The sequence below is a fragment of the Phytobacter sp. genome, assembly GCF_059074235.1.
The window spans coordinates 99,727-116,250 of the sequence record NZ_JCACPZ010000002.1 but is presented as its reverse complement, the minus strand read 5'-3'; the positions used below and the strand labels follow the sequence as shown (position 1 = coordinate 116,250).

Below are 16,524 nucleotides of genomic sequence, written 5' to 3'. Positions count from 1 at the left end.
TTTCGCTCGCGTGAGTGGGTGAACTATTCAACCTCTGACTTTCCCGCTACAGTTAACTTTCCACGGCAAACAAGGAGAGGGAAATGCTCTATATCTTTGATTTGGGTAATGTGATTGTTGATATCGACTTCAATCGGGTACTGGGCGCATGGAGCGATTTCAGCCGCGTGCCGTTGGCGTCACTGAAGCAGAGCTTCAATATGGGTGAGCCGTTTCGCCAGCACGAGCGGGGTGAGCTCAGCGATGAAGACTTCGCCAAAGCGTTATGTGAAGAGATGGAATTGCCGCTCAGCTATGAGCAGTTTGCGACGGGCTGGCAGGCGGTCTTTGTCTCACTGCGCAAAGAGGTGATAACCATCATGCAGCAACTGCGCGAGCAGGGGCACCGCGTCGTCGTGCTTTCCAACACCAACCGCCTGCACACCACATTCTGGCCCGATCAATATCCTGAAATTCATGCTGCTGCTGACCATGTTTATCTTTCCCAGGAGATGGGGATGCGTAAACCGGAAGCGAGGATTTATCAGCAAGTGCTGGCACTTGAAGGGTTTAGCGCGGCGGATGCGGTCTTCTTTGATGACAATGCTGACAATATAGAAGGGGCCAATCGGTTAGGGATCACCAGTATACTGGTGACGGGTAAAAACACCCTTCCTGACTATTTCGTGAAGCAGTTATGTTAAAAATTTTCCGTCATAAAGCAAAACACCACACGCGGCCACTCTGGGCGTGGATCAAACTGCTCTGGCAGCGTATCGATGAAGACCATATGACGACGTTGGCGGGCAATCTCGCCTACGTCTCGTTGCTTTCACTGGTGCCGCTGGTGGCGGTGATTTTCGCCTTGTTCTCCGCGTTTCCTATGTTTGCTGATGTCAGCATCCAGTTGCGTCACTTTGTATTTGCCAATTTCATCCCGACCACGGGTGACGTGATTCAAAACTATATTGAGCAGTTTGTCGCAAACTCCAGCAAGATGACGGCGGTAGGGGCCTGTGGTCTGGTTATCACTTCGCTCTTGCTGATGTATTCCATCGACAGTGCGCTGAACGCCATCTGGCGCAGTACCCGTGTGCGTCCACGCGTCTATTCCTTTGCGGTTTACTGGATGATTTTGACACTGGGGCCATTGCTGGCCGGTGCGAGTCTGGCTATCAGTTCATATTTGCTGTCGCTACGTTGGGCCAGTGACCTCAATACGGTCATTGATGATGTGCTGCGCATCTTCCCGTTGATTTTATCGTGGCTCTCATTTTGGCTGCTTTACAGTATTGTGCCGACCACCCGGGTGCCCAATCGTGATGCTATTGTCGGTGCTTTTGTCGCCGCAGTGCTCTTTGAAGCGGGTAAAAAAGGGTTCGCGCTTTATATCACCACATTTCCATCTTATCAGCTCATCTATGGCGTGCTGGCTGTCATCCCTATCCTGTTTCTTTGGGTCTACTGGACCTGGTGTATCGTCTTGCTTGGTGCGGAAATAACTGTCACTCTCGGAGAATACCGAAAACTAAAAACCGCAGCAGAACAAGAAGAAGCAGACCAACCATGATTGCATTGATTCAACGCGTATCCCAGGCCAGCGTGTCCGTGGCGGGGGAAGTGACGGGTGAAATTGGCCCGGGACTTTTGGTGTTGTTAGGTGTCGAAAGGGAAGATGACGAGCAAAAAGCGAATCGCCTGTGCGAGCGCGTGCTGGGTTATCGTATTTTCAGCGATGCTGACGGCAAGATGAACCTCAATGTTCAACAATCCGGTGGTAGTGTGCTGGTCGTATCACAATTTACGCTGGCGGCGGATACCGAGCGCGGTATGCGCCCGGGTTTTTCCAGAGGGGCTGCGCCGGAAAAGGCCGAAGCGCTGTATGACTACTTCGTTAGCCGCTGTCGCAGTCAGCAAATGGAAACAAAAACCGGGCGATTCGCCGCAGATATGCAGGTTTCACTGGTCAACGACGGCCCCGTAACGTTCTGGTTGCAAGTATGAGCCAGCTTGCGGTGTTGCCCCGGGTCACAAGAGAGAATACAGCTATGTATCACCTTCGCGTACCGCAAACAGAAGAAGAGCTTGAGCTTTACTACCAGTTCCGTTGGGAGATGCTGCGCAAGCCGCTGCATCAACCGAAAGGCTCCGAACGTGATGCCTGGGATGCCATGGCCCATCATCAAATGGTTGTGGATGAAGAGGGTGAGCTGGTGGCCGTTGGTCGGCTCTATATCAATGCAGATAACGAAGCGTCGATTCGTTTCATGGCTGTACACCCCTCCGTGCAGGACAAAGGCTTAGGGACATTGATGGCAATGACCCTCGAGTCTGTTGCTCGTCAGGAAGGAGTGAAGCGCGTCACTTGTAGCGCCCGTGAAGATGCGGTGGAGTTCTTCGCCAAACTGGGGTTCGTCAACGAAGGTGAAATAACCGCGCCGCAAACCACGCCGGTACGCCACTTTCTAATGATCAAACCTGTCGCCACGCTGGATGACATTTTGCACCGCGGCGACTGGTGCGGGCAGTTACAGCAGGCGTGGTATCAGCACATTCCGCTCAGCGAAAAAATGGGTGTGCGCATTCAGCAGTACACCGGACAGAAATTTATCACCACCATGCCGGAAACCGGCAACCAGAATCCGCACCATACGCTTTTCGCCGGCAGTCTGTTTTCGCTAGCGACACTCACCGGCTGGGGGCTTATCTGGCTGATGCTACGCGAGCGTCATCTTGGCGGGACCATTATTCTTGCTGATGCACATATTCGTTACAGCACGCCCATAACCGGTAAGCCAAGTGCAATCGCCGATCTGGGCTCGCTGAGCGGTGACCTCGACAGACTGGCCCGCGGACGCAAAGCGCGAGTACAACTGCAAGTTGAGCTGTTTGGCGAAGATGTGCAGGGGGCCGTGTTTGAAGCAGTGTATATCGTTCTTCCCGCCAAACCCTTTGGGGCCTATGAAGAAGGCGGCAACGAAGAAGAGTGATAACAGAGTCCGGCGAAAGCCGGACTTTGTTTATCTGAGCATACTTAAACCGCTAATCGCCCGGCTACATCCCGTATCACCCCGCGTGCCGCCTGACTGATCCCTGCCAACTGGAAGAAGCCGTGTATCACGCCGAGATGATGCTGGCAGGTACACTCTACGCCTTGTTCGATTAGCCGCTGATACAACGCTTCGCCTTCGTCGCTGAGTGGATCAAATTCCGCAGTGATGACGTGGGTGGGTGGAAGGCCATGGAAATCATCCCGCCAAAGCGGGCTGGCCTCCGGGTGCATGGGATCAGTGTCACCGAGATACATTTCGTAGCCGCTCAGGAGTGCATCTCGGGTGATTACGTAGTCCACACCATTGCTGACATAGCTTTCAAAATAGGCCGTTGCGTCCAGCATCGGGTAAATAAGTATGAGCTGAGCGGGTAGCCATATATCTGCGGCTTTTAACCGAAGCGCGGTAACCAGTGCCAGATGCCCGCCCGCGCTGTCGCCCGCCAGCGTGATCTTTTGGCGATCTACACCAAGCTGGGCAGCGTGCTGCCAGACAATGTCCGCTCCTCTCAGTGCGTCATCATGTGCAGCCGGAAACTGATGTTCTGGTGCAAGTCGATACTGCACCGCAATCACCCGACAGCCACTGTAAAAGGCGAGCTGGCGGAGTTGTTTATCGTGAGTCGCAAATTCACCGCTGATAAAGCACCCGCCGTGGTAGTAAATCAACGTCGGTAATGCGCCTGTCGCATCCAGGGGAGAGAAGATGCGAAATGTCATACCCTCAAGGTTGATATCCTTAACGCTCACCCGGGGTTCTGTCTCACCGGCTAACACCACGCTGGCAAGGTAGCCCGCCCTCCGGTCATCAATACTCTTATCTCGCGATGAAGGCCGCCCGGCGGCGATAAAATCCTTTACCAGTTCTGCAATACCCTTTTCCAGCGCCATGTTTCACATCTCTTTCTGTATGGATATACAGTGTTATAACCTGGAAAAACGCAGAGGGAAATGGGGATTTTGAGAGGATGGCACAATCTGGAAAGCGGCTCGCAAAGATGAAATGAAGGGAAAGACATCACTTACCCTCCTCAACATGCGATCAGCCTGATTACCTGGATGGAGGTGATGGTGGGGGCGAAAAAGTATCAGCAGGAACAGCGGACGCGAAATGCGTTGAATGCCTTCGAAGTCATCGATATTACGCAGGAAATTGCTAAGCGGAGCGTCAACTTACGTCAGGAATATGGCATCAAGCTACCTGATGCCATCATTCTGGCTACGGCACAAATTCAGCGCCGGGAGTTAGTGACGCGTAATACGAAAGATTTTGCCGGTATACCGGGAGTCGTCACACCTTATCAACTATAGCCGGGCGCAATCGCGGCCCGGTACAGGTAACGTGGCTACTGTCCTTCACCAGGGAACAGGAACGGGTTAATAGAGCTGCGGGCAAAGCCTTCTTGCTCCATGCGCGCATCAAGCACCAGCGACGATAAATCGTCCGCAACGGCTTCCACATTCGGGTCTTTTTCCTGATACAGAATTTTCAGGTAAGTGCCGCAGTCGCCACAGCTTTCTGTTTTGATTGCCGCTTGTTCGCTGTCCAGAGACCAGTAATGCAAATCGCGCGTTTGCTCGCAGTTACTGCACTTGATGCGCACCACGTGCCACTCGGTCTCGCACAAATTGCAGTGCAGATAGCGTAAGCCCTGAGTGGAGCCAATGTGCACCATGCTGGCAACCGGCATGGAGCCGCATACCGGGCAAAACTGACGTTGTTCGCCATATTCTGCGCGGGCTTTGCCAGGAATAAGGCTGGCCATCTGAGCCCAGTAGAGCGACAGTGCGGCCCAGATAAACGGCGCTTTGTCGCTACTCACGGAGCCAAAGTCGGAGGCAAAGAGCGCACTCGCCATTTGCTCAAGCTCATTTTCAGATGACTTTTCCAGATTCTCAATGACGGACAGCGCCGGGCCACTCATTTCAGGCTTCAGCTCAGCGATCAACGAGAGCAGCAACCGCTGCCAGTGTTTATCGCGCGGCAGCACGTGAATATCCAGTGGTGGCTTGCCCTGGTCGTTGGCCTCTTTGATGCGTGCGGTCAAATCCATCTGCAGCGGATGGTCGTATAGCACCACTTCCTGCGCATGGGCGATCAGGGCCGCGAAGCGCAGATAGTCACCCAACGGATTATTTTCAGCCAGTTCGCGCAGGCGTTCTGCACGACGGTTATAGAGATTTTTCAGCCTGGGGAATAATAACGGCGGAATCACTTCCGCCGTGCGTTTATCGCTCTTCTCCAGCTCATCTTGCGGGATTATGCGAATACTCATTCAGTCGTATTTTCCTTTTTCTGGCGGACTTCCCGGTACCAGCGTGGGTGATGTTTTTTCGCCCACGTGCTGGTGACCCAGCCTTCCACCATGGCGGTAATCGTGCCTTTAACCCAAAGGGCGGCGTAGATATGCACCATAATAACCACAATTAACCCGACTGCGGCAAACGAATGCAGCATGATGGCAAATCGGATAACCGGAATTGAGAACGCAGGTGCAAAGTACGGACGCCACATGATGATGCCACTCACCAGCAGCAGTACCAACAGGATAATCGCCGCCCAGAAGACACACTTCTGACCGAAATTATAGCGCCCGGTGTCACCCACTTCCTCGTTAACGACGATCTTATGAATATTCTTCGCCCAAAAGATATCATCCCGATTGATTAGGTTATGGTGCCAGTAGCGGAAAAACATGATGATGAACGAGGCGAACATCACCACGCCGACGAACGGATGCAGAATGCGCGCTAGCTGTGGCGTGCCAAGAATATGCATCAGCCAGTTAAAGGAAGGGAAGAAGAACCCCAGTCCGCTCACCGCCGCCAGCACGAAGCAGAAGGCGGTGACCCAGTGGTTGATGCGTTCCGGCGCCGTGTAGCGCACGATGGTGTCACGTCTTTTCATTTGCGCACCTCGTCTTTCTCTTCGTGCAGGTTATCGTCTTCTTCCTCTGCCCGGTTCGGACCGACACCGACGTAGTGGAAGATACTTGCTGCAAACGTTGCGGCAAAGCCAACGGCAGCCAGTGGTTTCCAGATACCTTTCCAGAACTTCACCGTTGCACTGATTTCCGGGTTTTCCGGCAGACCGTGATACAGCGTTGGTTTGTCCGCATGGTGCAGCACGTACATGACATGTGTACCGCCAACACCGGCTGGATCGTACAGACCTGCGTTGTCATAACCTCGGGTTTTCAGTTCGGCAACGCGCTCACCTGCCAGCTCCTTCATGTCCTCTTTCGAACCGAAGTGGATAGCGCCAGTCGGGCAGGTTTTTACGCAGGCAGGTTCCTGGCCGACAGTCACACGGTCTACGCACAGCGTACATTTGTAGACGCGGTTGTCTTCCGGGTTCAGGCGTGGAACGTCGAACGGACAACCGGCGATGCAGTAGCCACAGCCGATACACTGTTCTGACTGGAAGTCGACAATCCCATTGGCATACTGAATGATAGCCCCTTCTGACGGACAGGCTTTCAGACAGCCAGGATCGGCACAGTGCATGCAGCCATCTTTGCGGATGAGCCACTCCAGTTTGTCGTTTTGTTCCACTTCCGAGAAGCGCATCACCGTCCATGATTTTGCGGTGAGATCGGCAGGGTTATCGTAAACCCCGACGTTATGTCCCACTTCATCACGGATGTCATTCCACTCTGAACATGCCACCTGGCAGGCCTTACAGCCGATGCAGGTGGTCACGTCGATGAGCTTTGCCACTTCCAGTTGATGATCCCGCGCCTGTGGCGCGGGGGTGAAACCGTTAGTCGCGGAACGACGGATAATGTCTTGCGATTGATAAGCCATAAGTCGTCTCCGTTACACCTTTTCCACATTCACCAGGAACGCTTTAAATTCCGGCGTCTGGGTGTTTGCGTCACCGACAAACGGGGTCAGGGTGTTAGCGATAAAGCCTTTCTTCGCCACGCCTTCATAACCCCAGTGAATAGGAATGCCGATGGTATCCACATCCTGCCCATGCACTTTCAGCGTGCGAATACGTTTAGTCACCACGGCCTTGGCTTTAATGTAGCCACGGTTAGAGGAGACTTTTACGGTGTCGCCCTGCACGATACCCAGTTTACCCGCCAGTTTTTCCCCGATCTCCACGAACTGTTCTGGCTGCGCAATGGCATTAAGCAATGCGTGTTTGGTCCAGTAGTGGAAATGTTCGGTCAGACGATAGGTTGTACCGACATACGGGAACTTGTCCGCTTTGCCCATTTGCTCCAGATCGTCCTTGAAGACACGAGCGGCAGGATTCGAGACAACGTTTGGATGCAGCGGGTTCGTACCGAGTGGCGTTTCAAACGGCTCATAATGTTCCGGGAATGGCCCTTCAGCCATCTTATCGGTGGCGAACAGACGTCCCATGCCTTCTGGCTGCATGATAAACGGTCCAACATCGCTGCCTGGTGCCGCAGTGCTGTAATCCGGAACATCCATTCCACTCCACTTCGCCCCGTCCCATTTCAGGAGCTGGCGTTTTGGATCCCAGGGTTTGCCCTGCGGATCAGCAGAGGCACGGTTATAGAGAATGCGGCGGTTCAACGGCCATGCCCATGCCCACCCCAGTGTGTTACCGAGGCCTGACGGATCGGCGTTATCGCGGCGCGCCATCTGGTTGCCTTCCGGCGTCCAGCTTCCGGCGAAAATCCAGCAGCCGCTGGAGGTGGTACCGTCATCACGCAACTGGGCGAACGAACTGAGCTGTTGGCCTTTTTTCACGATCACTGCCCCCGTTGCCGGGTCGATAAGATCGGCCAGTGCCTTACCGTTACTCTCCATCGCCACTTCTTCTGAAGCCGGTTCGTGTGGGGTGGCGTAGTTCCAGGTCATGTTCAGGACCTGTTCCGGGTTCGCGCCGCCTTCTTCGGCGTACATTTTGCGCAGGCGTAAGAAGATACCCGCCAGAATCTCGCCGTCCGTTACCGCATCACCTGGCGCATCCTGACCTTTCCAGTGCCACTGCAGCCAGCGACCGGAGTTAACGATAGAACCGTTTTCTTCGGCAAAGCAGGTACAGGGCAGACGGAAGACTTCGGTCTGGATTTTCGATGAGTCCACATCGTTCGACTCACCGTGGTTTTGCCAGAAGGTGGAGGTCTCGGTGTTGAGTGGATCGATGGTCACCAGGAATTTCAGTTTCGACAGCGCCGCCACGACCTTGTTCTTGTTCGGGAACGACGCTACCGGGTTAAAGCCCTGGCAGAGATAACCGTTTACCTGACCTTTGTACATCATGTCGAAATACTGCAGGACGTCGTAACCTTTGTCCCATTTCGGCAACCAGTCGAAGCCCCAGTCATTCTCCTTCGTGGCTTTGTCGCCATAGAAGGCCTTCATAAGAGAGACGAAGAATTTCGGGTAGTTGCCCCAGTAGTTGACCTGTCCCTCAAGTAGCGGTTTAGGCGTGTTTGCGGTCAGATAGGTCTGAAGATCGGCCTGTTTTTCGCTTGGCAGCGTCATGTAGCCGGTCAGACTCTGCGACAACAGCCCTAAGTCGGTCAGGCCCTGAATGTTGGAGTGACCACGTAGTGCGTTCACGCCACCACCTGCCATTCCCATGTTGCCGAGCAACAACTGAATCATCGCCATGGTGCGGATGTTTTGTGCACCAATGGAGTGCTGTGTCCAGCCGAGGGCATAGAGGAACGATGCGGTTTTGTCGTGGGCGCTGGTTTCTGCGATGTATTCACAGACTTTCAGGAAGTCGGCTTTTGGTGTACCACAGATGTTTTCGACCACATCTGGTGTGTAACGAGAAACGTGCTCTTTCAGCAGATTCCATACACAACGCGGATGGGTGAGGGTGGTATCGCGTTTGGCAAAGCCTTTATCATCCAGCTCGTAGTTCCAGCTGGTCTTGTCATATTTACGCTTGTCTGCGTCATAACCCGTGAACAGGCCATCTTCGAAGCCAAAGTCCTCACGCACGATCAGGCTGGCGTTGGTGTAAGCCTCGGTGTATTCACGGTTGTATTTTTCGTTGGTCAGCAGGTAGAGCAGCACGCCGGACAGGAAGGCAATGTCCGTCCCGGAACGAATAGGCGTGTAAAAGTCCGCGACCGAAGCGGTTCGCGTAAAACGAGGATCTATAACGATTAACTTGGCGCCATTATGGATTTTAGCTTCCATCGCCCAGCGGAATCCCACCGGATGCGCTTCAGCCGCATTCCCACCCATCACAACGATGAGGTTGGCGTTTTTCATATCTACCCAGTGGTTGGTCATCGCACCGCGACCAAATGTTGGAGCAAGACTTGCTACCGTTGGTCCGTGTCAGACACGCGCCTGGTTATCCACGGCAAGCATGCCGAGGGCGCGGGTAAATTTCTGGGTTAAATAGCCGGTTTCATTACTGGAGGCAGAAGCGCACAGCATCCCGGTGGAGAGCCAGCGGTTGACGGTCGTGCCTTCCGCATTTTGCGCAATGTAGTTAGCATCGCGGTCTTGCTTGATAAGTTTGGCAATGCGATCAAACGCATCATCCCACGTGATTTGCTGCCATTTATCGGAGCCAGGTGCACGATATTCGGGGTATTTCAGGCGGCTTTCGGAGTGGACAAAATCCAGCAGACCCGCGCCTTTCGGGCAGAGTGCCCCACGGTTTACCGGGTGGTCCGGATCGCCTTCGATATGGATAATAGATGCTTTGGCGTTTTTCGCACCGTCACCGAGGCTGTACATTAATAGCCCACAGCCAACGGAACAGTATGTGCAGGTGTTTCGAGTTTCACGGGTGCGCAGTAGTTTATATTGCCGCGTTTCCGCCAGCGCCACGCCTGGAGCAAAGCCCAGTGCTGCTGCTGTCGTACCTGCCATACCGCCAGCGCAGATCTTAAAGAACTGCCTTCTGCTGACCTGCATGGTTTACTCCTTGTTTCGACATTGTCACGAGGTTTTTTATTTACTTTGCGGTCGCCGCCGCAAAGGTTCAAAATCGATGCAAATCCCCTTGCACAAAAGGGGTATAACTCAGAATACCATATTGTTTGTCACCCTGTTCTAATTCGGTTAATACAACGTGAACAAAACCCATACTCAGCAACTTGAAAATGCTACTCAGATCCCAGGTTCACGGCAGATTACGCTGTGGCGACGCGATGATCTGCAAAACTCCCACCCCGATATCCTGGCGGAAGAGGTGCCAGTAGCACTGGTCTATAACGGTATTTCGCACGTCGTCATGATGGCTTCCCCCAAAGACCTGGAGTGGTTTGCCGTCGGGTTTTCCTTATCCGAAGGGATTATAGAAACCGCTTCAGAAATCTACGCAATGGAAGTCGTGCCCTCCTGCAATGGACTCGAAGTGCAAATCGAACTGTCCAGTCGTCGGTTTATGGGGCTGAAAGAGCGTCGCCGTGCGCTGGCCGGGAGAACCGGTTGCGGTGTATGTGGTGTCGAGCAATTGAACGACATTGGTAAACCCATAGCGCCTCTCCCGTTTACGCAGACATTTAATCTGGCGAACCTTGATCAGGCGCTCCACCATCTGACGGATTTTCAACCCATCGGAAAGCTAACGGGATGTACACACGCCGCAGCCTGGATGCTGCCATCCGGTGAGCTGCCTGGAGGACATGAAGATGTGGGCCGCCATGTGGCGCTGGACAAATTGTTAGGACACCGCGCGAATGAAGGTGAACTCTGGCAGTCCGGTGCAGCGCTGGTTTCCAGCCGGGCAAGCTACGAAATGGTGCAGAAATCCGCGATGTGCGGTGTAGAGATCCTGTTTGCCGTCTCCGCCGCGACCACGCTGGCCGTTGAGGTTGCCGAGCGCTGCAACCTGACGCTGGTGGGGTTTTGCAAACCCGGCAGAGCCACCATTTACACGCATCCGCAGCGTTTAATTGCTGGTTGATTTGTTAATCAAAAATTTTGACAAATAAAAGCAAATCCTTCCGCTTTTTGTTGATGGGGTTCAGGTCTAATATCTACTTCATCGAGGCACAGTGCCTCACCCCAACAAACATTGAGAAGGATTTACATCATGAAAAACATCAAAACTTTCGTTGCAGTTATCGCACTGGCTACTTCTTTCGGTTCTTTCGCTGCTCAAACTGTTACCGCAACCTCCACGACTATGGACGGTGCTGAAGCTAAAATCGCCGCTCAGGCACAGCAGGCTGGTGCGTCTTACCACATCACTGAAGCTTTCACCGGTGACCGTGTACACATGACCGCACAGCTAACCAAATAAGCCAAACAAGCAGTACAGTCGAAAGAGCGCCTACGGGCGCTTTTTTCGTTTCTGAATGACCTGAAGCTTGCTCAATTTCTTAAACAGGAATGGTTCTTAAGGTATTGATAATTTCAGGCTGTTTTTCCAAAAGAAACAGAAGCTTCAATGCAATACCAGATGGCACTCTACGCTGCTGTTCCCAACTGCGAACAAGATCGACACTCAGACCAATCGCATCCGCGAATTCAGCTTGCTTCATGCCTGCACTTTTTCGAATCGCTTTAACATCAGGCAAGATATGGCGGTGGATATTCTCGGATGCCGGAACCATCTGACCTTTCTCGATGGCCACCATCTCTTCCAGACTGGTCACAAGATCAGCAAACAATGCTTTATCCATTTTTATTTCCTCATAAGGAAGGGTGGGCACCCTCAGGGTTACGCCCCTTATTCCCACTGCTGAGACAGCGTCTTCAATATTGCTTTCTCAGACTCGTTTAAATCATCTTTTACATTCTTCGGATAAATGAGTATCAGGTAAATTCGTTCACTCGCTAATTTAACGTAGTAAATAATCCTTACACCACCTCGCTTTCCCATACCAGGACGGCTCCAGCGGAGCTTTTTGCATCCACCTGTGTGTCCAATCACATCACCCCGTTCATATACATTCAACAAATAGCTCTGAAGTTCCTGAAATTCATCGTCTTCCATCAGGACTCGACGCGCTTTGCTGAATGTCGGGGTCTCTACAAATTCCATGTAGTTCATCCGTTCACTCCTGGTGCTCCTTCAAATATTATATTAGTACATGGTACGAATATCTATGTAAAGTTAGTACGGAGTACGATTTAGGATCTCCCTCACTCTTAAGCGCGACTCAGTCGCCAGCACGAACTCAGCCCACCCCGTTTTCGTAAATTCATCGTCGCAGAAACCGTGCATAAGCGACCGTATTTGACAGGTGGTTGCAGCCAGTCTGTTAGGCATTTTTGCTTCATGTTGTTCGTTCAATAAATTTGAAAGATAAATGCAAATCATTCCACTTTCTGTTGAGGGGGAACAGGTCTATTATTTATTTAATCGAGGCGCGGTGCCTCACTTAAACAAACTTACTGAAGGGTATACATCATGAAAAGCATCAAAACTTTTGTAGCAGTTATCGCTCTCGCAGCTTCTTTTGGTTCTTTCGCAGCACAGACAGTGACCGCAACTGACACCACTCTTTCCGGTGCAGAAGCCAAAATTGCCGCTAAAGCACAACTGGCCGGTGCATCATCTTACCAAATTACCGAAGCCTTCTCTGGCAACCAGGTCCACATGACCGCTGAACTGAGCAAATAAGATTCCCCGCTTTGCCGCTGTCCCTTGCTCTTCGGAGCGGGGACAGGTTCATTTCCCCCCCTCTGCATACCTTGTCTCCCCTTTATAGCGTTCCACTATGCCTCTTTGACGGCAAAAAATGCGCGTAAAGTCACAAATTCATTCTCCACTTATTCTTCCCCTCGGCGTTTTTTACTGTCCCTTGCTGTTTAATTTTTACATCCTTATAACTCAATGATTGGAAAGGAATTAATAAAAATAATGTGAGTGACCTCTCTTTCCGTTTATGTGATTTATATCGCAAATGTTGACCATTAAATATCGGTGTCAACGCTTTGCTATATTAAATTTATCCAGAAAATGTGACTTTCATTGCAAATATAAGGCTTGAAGTCAGGGAAAAATATTCCCACTGGCAGCCATTGAGGAGTTCGCGATGAAAATCGGAGTGGTCATTAGCGGTGGTGATGTTTCTGGCATTAATAACTTTATTTTCCAGATTGCACGACTGACTCAAGCTGAAATAACCCTCTTTAATGGAGGGATTCCTGGGCTGCTTGAAAAAAAGCACAATGAGATCGCCTGGTGTGATTTGGTCGATTTTTCTATCGCTTCGATTCCGATTATTACATCAGGAAGAACCACCCGAAAATTAGTGAGAAGTGAATATGAAGCCATAGCTAAAAAATTAAAGTCATTACGTATTGATGTATTAATTATGGCGGGGGGTGATGGTTCACTGCAATTTCTCAATACACTCAGTGAATTTGATGTGAATTGTTTTGGGGTGGGGATGACCATCGATAACGATGTTTATGGTAGTGATTATTCGATTGGTTTTTCTACCGCTTGTGAGCAAATTATCAAAGAAGTTTCGCGGCTGAGAAATACAGGGCGAGCACTACCCGGCCGTGTATTTATGGTGGAAGTTCTCGGCGGGTATTGTGGTGAACTCACGCTGCAATCCGCGATTAAAAGCAATGCTGATATCGCTCTGATCCCGGAATGCCAGATTCCGGCTGATGAGCTGGCAGAGCGTATTAAAACGCGCCTCGCCCGACAGAACAGCGTTGTTGTTCTCTGCTCTGAAGGCTATACACGCGAGTATTCACCGGGGTTCCAGGGGGCTATCGATACCATGATTAAGCAGCTTGAACCCCGCATTGGCGTGCGGATTCGTAAAACGATTATTGGCTACGGTTTACGTAACGGCGACCCTACCTGCGAGGAAATTTACCAGGGCACTATTATGGCCAGTGAAGTGGTTCGCTGTATTCAATCTGGCATGAGAAATAAAGCCATTATTATCAATTCAAGCAATAAACCAATTCCGATTGATCTTATTAGTATGAAAAAACGTCTGGTAGACACTGAAGGACACCCTTACAAACTGGCCAAACAACTCAATATTATTTGAGGAGATTTACATGCTTAAAGTTCTCTGCGTATGTGGCTGCGGCCTCGGCTCCAGCTTTGCGATCGAAATGAGCGCAAAGGCGGTACTGAAAAAACTAGAAATCCCGGCAAAAGTGGAACACACGACAGTTTCAGAAGCTGGTGCGTTTAAATCCGATATGATTTTGACCCAAAAAGTATTTGCCGACATTTTAACAGCAGATGCCAGTGAAGAAGAAATCAGGCGTGTTGTGGTGCTCAATAAATTAACGGATAAAGAAGAAATAGAGCAGAAAATTATCGCCTTTTTAAAACTCCACGATATGAAGGTGGCCGATCATGAATAGCTTCGTTGAGTTTATCGTTAAAGATTTACTCGGGCAGGCATCGATATTAATCGCCTTTATCGCCATGCTCGGTTTGATCTTACAGAAGAAGTCACCGGGTAAAATCGCTGAAGGGACGTTTAAAACGCTGCTCGGCTTTTTAATCATGATGGCGGGTATCAACATTATTGTTGCTACTCTGACTTTCCTGAACGATATCTTCACCCATGGCTTTGGCATGAAAGGCTATATCACGGATGTTGCCGCTATTGCCGGACTGGCAAACCGTGAACTGGGATCGGAAGTGGCATTGACGCTGCTGGTGATTTTCGCCGTCAACATCATCATTGCCCGCCTGACGCCACTGAAATACATCTTCCTGACCGGCCAGGCGTTGCTGTGGATGGCGACCATCGGTGCGGTTATTGGCTACAAAGCCGGTCTGACCGGGCTGCCGTTAATCCTGACCGGTGGTATTTTTGGTGGCGCAATGGCGGTCTTGATGCCCGCACTCGCCCAGCCGGTGGTCAGACGTATTACCGGCTCGGACGATGTGGCACTGGGGCATTTCTGCACTATCGGCTATCTGGTGCAAGCGGCGGTGGCAAAAGTCGTCGGTAAAGGCTCTCGTTCAACTGAAGACCTGGAGTTACCAGACAACTTCAAGTTCCTGCAGGACACCTATCTCGCGATGGCGGTGGTGATGGTGCCGATGTACCTGATCCCGGCCGTAGCGGCGGGCCCGGAATACATCTCTCAGTTCTCCAACGGCGTGAACTTCCTGATGTACGCCTTTATGCAGTCCATCCAGTTTGTGGCCGGGGTCTTTGTCCTTTATAGCGGTGTACGTCTGCTGCTTAACGAACTTGTTCCTGCGTTTCGTGGTATTGCCATGCGCATCGTACCGGATGCCAAACCGGCACTCGACTGCCCGGTGTTGTTCCCTTATGCCCCTAACGCGGTCATTGTTGGGTTCCTGGCGACCACCGTCGGTTCCATTATCGGCATGCTGGTCTTCCCGATGTTTGGTCTGGCGATGATTCTGCCTGGTCTGCTCACTAACTTCTTTGCGGGCGGCACGGCAGGTGTGTTCGGCAACGCATTGGGTGGGCGTCGCGGCGCGGTCATTGGCGGCGTTGTTCACGGCCTCTTTATTACCTTCCTGCCGGCCATCCTTGTGCCGATGCTGGAAAGTTACGGCTTTACCGGTGTGACCTTCAGTGACTCGGACGTTATTAGCTCCGGTCTGGTGCTCGGTCATGCCTTCCAGAATAACTGGCTGTTTGTTGGTCTGTTTATCATCTTCGTTGCCTTCCTTGCCTGGTTCGTTAATGGCAAGTCAGCTAAACCTAAAGGGGAGAAAGCCCATGAGTCTGCATAATTTCAATGCGCTGTTAGATATTGCGAAAGAGCGTCAGTTTAAAGCCGTCGGTTCCTTTAACTTACATTGCCTGGAAATGCTGCCTGCCTTTTTTAAAGCAGCAAAGAAAACCAACAGCCCATTAATGATTCAGATATCGACAGGGACGGCACAATATCTGGGATATCAATTACTGGTTGATTCCGTCCGGTCATTATCGGCAAGTGAAAATGTGCCAGCCTGTTTGCACCTAGATCACTGCTCGGATATTAATGCGATTCAGACGGCAATTGATGCCGGGTTCAGTTCAATTATGTATGACGGCTCGCATCTGGATATTGATGAGAATATTGCCAATAGCCGAATCGTTGTTGAAATGGCGCGCCCGCGCGGTATTTCGGTTGAAGGTGAGCTGGGTGCGATTGGCGGCTCGGAAGACGGTAAATCGGTGGAAATGGATGCTATCAGCTTTACCACGGTGGAAGATGCAAAGCGCTTTGTCGATGAAACCGATGTCGACATGCTGGCCGTCTCCGTGGGTACCGTTCACGGGCTCTACACCGGCAAGGCGCAGATTCAACATCAGCGTTTACAGGATATTAGCGCTGCCACCGGTACGCCGCTGGTGCTGCACGGTGGGACAGGCGTCAGCGATGAGGATATGCGCAAAGCCGTTACCGAGGGTATCAATAAGGTGAATGTGGGGACCGAGATGAATGTGCAGTGGGTTGGTCAGTGCAAATCCACCTTTGATAAAGGCAAGGTGAACGACAGCGTGCGAAAATTCCTGATCCCGGCCAATGATGCGGTCACTCAGGTGTTGGTCGAGAAAATGAATTTATTTAGATAATCCTGTATTACCCTATTCATTTTATTCCATAACCCTGATGCTCCGGCATCCATT

General features: G+C 51.5%; 18 protein-coding genes and 1 pseudogene. 12 read left to right on the top strand and 7 right to left on the bottom strand.

Annotated elements, in window-relative coordinates; all coding sequences use genetic code 11:
* The first annotated feature begins 83 nt into the window (after nucleotides 1–83).
* The 4 genes from yihX to fabY are packed head-to-tail and all read left to right on the top strand — an operon-like array spanning nucleotide 84 to nucleotide 2,969.
* A complete protein-coding gene (gene yihX, locus AC5JPW_RS03210) occupies nucleotides 84–683 on the top strand; it encodes a glucose-1-phosphatase (protein WP_494238232.1) in 600 nt (199 codons plus the stop codon).
* On the top strand, nucleotides 677–1,549 hold the full coding sequence (locus tag AC5JPW_RS03205) for a virulence factor BrkB family protein (RefSeq protein WP_494238231.1): 873 nt from the start codon (nucleotides 677–679) through the stop codon (nucleotides 1,547–1,549). The genes yihX and AC5JPW_RS03205 overlap by 7 nt, the downstream gene beginning before the upstream one ends.
* Nucleotides 1,546–1,983, top strand: coding sequence for a D-aminoacyl-tRNA deacylase (gene dtd / locus AC5JPW_RS03200; RefSeq protein ID WP_494238230.1), 438 nt, complete (start codon nucleotides 1,546–1,548; stop codon nucleotides 1,981–1,983). Before AC5JPW_RS03205 ends, dtd begins: the two co-directional genes overlap by 4 nt.
* A gap of 44 nt (nucleotides 1,984–2,027) precedes the next feature.
* Complete coding sequence (gene fabY, locus AC5JPW_RS03195) at nucleotides 2,028–2,969, top strand: fatty acid biosynthesis protein FabY (RefSeq protein WP_494238229.1); 942 nt, start codon at nucleotides 2,028–2,030, stop codon at nucleotides 2,967–2,969.
* A gap of 44 nt (nucleotides 2,970–3,013) precedes the next feature.
* Here fabY and AC5JPW_RS03190 read toward each other — a convergent pair whose 3' ends face one another.
* A complete protein-coding gene (locus AC5JPW_RS03190) occupies nucleotides 3,014–3,922 on the bottom strand; it encodes an alpha/beta hydrolase (protein WP_494238228.1) in 909 nt (302 codons plus the stop codon).
* Between the two features lie 132 nt (nucleotides 3,923–4,054).
* Between AC5JPW_RS03190 and AC5JPW_RS03185 the strand changes: the two are divergent.
* A pseudogene (locus AC5JPW_RS03185) lies at nucleotides 4,055–4,342 on the top strand (PIN domain-containing protein); the annotation flags it as partial.
* 35 nt (nucleotides 4,343–4,377) lie between these two features.
* Here the strand turns inward: AC5JPW_RS03185 and fdhE are convergent.
* From fdhE to fdnG, 4 genes are read right to left on the bottom strand one after another with little or no spacing between them, the layout of a single operon-like run.
* The gene (gene fdhE, locus AC5JPW_RS03180; RefSeq protein ID WP_494238227.1) at nucleotides 4,378–5,307 is read right to left on the bottom strand and encodes a formate dehydrogenase accessory protein FdhE; all 930 of its coding nucleotides are present in this window, start codon (nucleotides 5,305–5,307) and stop codon (nucleotides 4,378–4,380) included.
* The gene (gene fdoI / locus AC5JPW_RS03175; RefSeq protein WP_494238226.1) at nucleotides 5,304–5,939 is read right to left on the bottom strand and encodes a formate dehydrogenase cytochrome b556 subunit; all 636 of its coding nucleotides are present in this window, start codon (nucleotides 5,937–5,939) and stop codon (nucleotides 5,304–5,306) included. The genes fdhE and fdoI overlap by 4 nt, the downstream gene beginning before the upstream one ends.
* A complete protein-coding gene (gene fdxH, locus AC5JPW_RS03170; RefSeq protein WP_494238225.1) occupies nucleotides 5,936–6,838 on the bottom strand; it encodes a formate dehydrogenase subunit beta in 903 nt (300 codons plus the stop codon). The genes fdoI and fdxH overlap by 4 nt, the downstream gene beginning before the upstream one ends.
* Nucleotides 6,839–6,850: 12 nt before the next feature.
* Nucleotides 6,851–9,901, bottom strand: a complete 3,051-nt coding sequence (fdnG, locus tag AC5JPW_RS03165) for a formate dehydrogenase-N subunit alpha (RefSeq protein WP_494238224.1) — start codon at nucleotides 9,899–9,901, stop codon at nucleotides 6,851–6,853.
* Between the two features lie 157 nt (nucleotides 9,902–10,058).
* Here fdnG and fdhD point away from each other — a divergent pair, with 157 nt between their 5' ends.
* Nucleotides 10,059–10,895 (top strand): formate dehydrogenase accessory sulfurtransferase FdhD, encoded by an 837-nt coding sequence (gene fdhD, locus AC5JPW_RS03160; protein ID WP_494238223.1) that lies wholly within the window; start codon nucleotides 10,059–10,061, stop codon nucleotides 10,893–10,895.
* A 129-nt stretch (nucleotides 10,896–11,024) separates the two neighbouring features.
* Nucleotides 11,025–11,234 (top strand): YdgH/BhsA/McbA-like domain containing protein, encoded by a 210-nt coding sequence (locus AC5JPW_RS03155; RefSeq protein WP_494238222.1) that lies wholly within the window; start codon nucleotides 11,025–11,027, stop codon nucleotides 11,232–11,234.
* Nucleotides 11,235–11,313: 79 nt separating this feature from the next.
* On the opposite strand, the gene nadS is transcribed toward AC5JPW_RS03155, so the two are convergent.
* Nucleotides 11,314–11,616 carry a NadS family protein gene (nadS, locus tag AC5JPW_RS03150; RefSeq protein ID WP_494238221.1) on the bottom strand — a complete coding sequence of 101 codons (303 nt, stop codon included), beginning with the start codon at nucleotides 11,614–11,616 and terminating at the stop codon, nucleotides 11,314–11,316.
* Between the two features lie 47 nt (nucleotides 11,617–11,663).
* Nucleotides 11,664–11,987 carry a type II toxin-antitoxin system RelE/ParE family toxin gene (locus AC5JPW_RS03145; protein WP_494238220.1) on the bottom strand — a complete coding sequence of 108 codons (324 nt, stop codon included), beginning with the start codon at nucleotides 11,985–11,987 and terminating at the stop codon, nucleotides 11,664–11,666.
* A gap of 360 nt (nucleotides 11,988–12,347) precedes the next feature.
* Between AC5JPW_RS03145 and AC5JPW_RS03140 the strand changes: the two genes are divergently transcribed.
* The 5 genes from AC5JPW_RS03140 to AC5JPW_RS03120 all read left to right on the top strand — a co-directional run bounded on the left by AC5JPW_RS03140 (nucleotide 12,348) and on the right by AC5JPW_RS03120 (nucleotide 16,470).
* Nucleotides 12,348–12,560, top strand: a complete 213-nt coding sequence (locus AC5JPW_RS03140; RefSeq protein ID WP_494238219.1) for a YdgH/BhsA/McbA family protein — start codon at nucleotides 12,348–12,350, stop codon at nucleotides 12,558–12,560.
* Between the two features lie 415 nt (nucleotides 12,561–12,975).
* Nucleotides 12,976–13,956 carry a 6-phosphofructokinase gene (locus AC5JPW_RS03135; RefSeq protein WP_494238218.1) on the top strand — a complete coding sequence of 327 codons (981 nt, stop codon included), beginning with the start codon at nucleotides 12,976–12,978 and terminating at the stop codon, nucleotides 13,954–13,956.
* A 10-nt stretch (nucleotides 13,957–13,966) separates the two neighbouring features.
* Nucleotides 13,967–14,281, top strand: coding sequence for a PTS sugar transporter subunit IIB (locus AC5JPW_RS03130; protein ID WP_494238217.1), 315 nt, complete (start codon nucleotides 13,967–13,969; stop codon nucleotides 14,279–14,281).
* Nucleotides 14,274–15,641 carry a PTS sugar transporter subunit IIC gene (locus AC5JPW_RS03125; protein WP_494238216.1) on the top strand — a complete coding sequence of 456 codons (1,368 nt, stop codon included), beginning with the start codon at nucleotides 14,274–14,276 and terminating at the stop codon, nucleotides 15,639–15,641. The genes AC5JPW_RS03130 and AC5JPW_RS03125 overlap by 8 nt, the downstream gene beginning before the upstream one ends.
* Complete coding sequence (locus AC5JPW_RS03120; RefSeq protein ID WP_494238215.1) at nucleotides 15,628–16,470, top strand: class II fructose-bisphosphate aldolase; 843 nt, start codon at nucleotides 15,628–15,630, stop codon at nucleotides 16,468–16,470. Before AC5JPW_RS03125 ends, AC5JPW_RS03120 begins: the two co-directional genes overlap by 14 nt.
* Nucleotides 16,471–16,524: the final 54 nt, after the last annotated feature.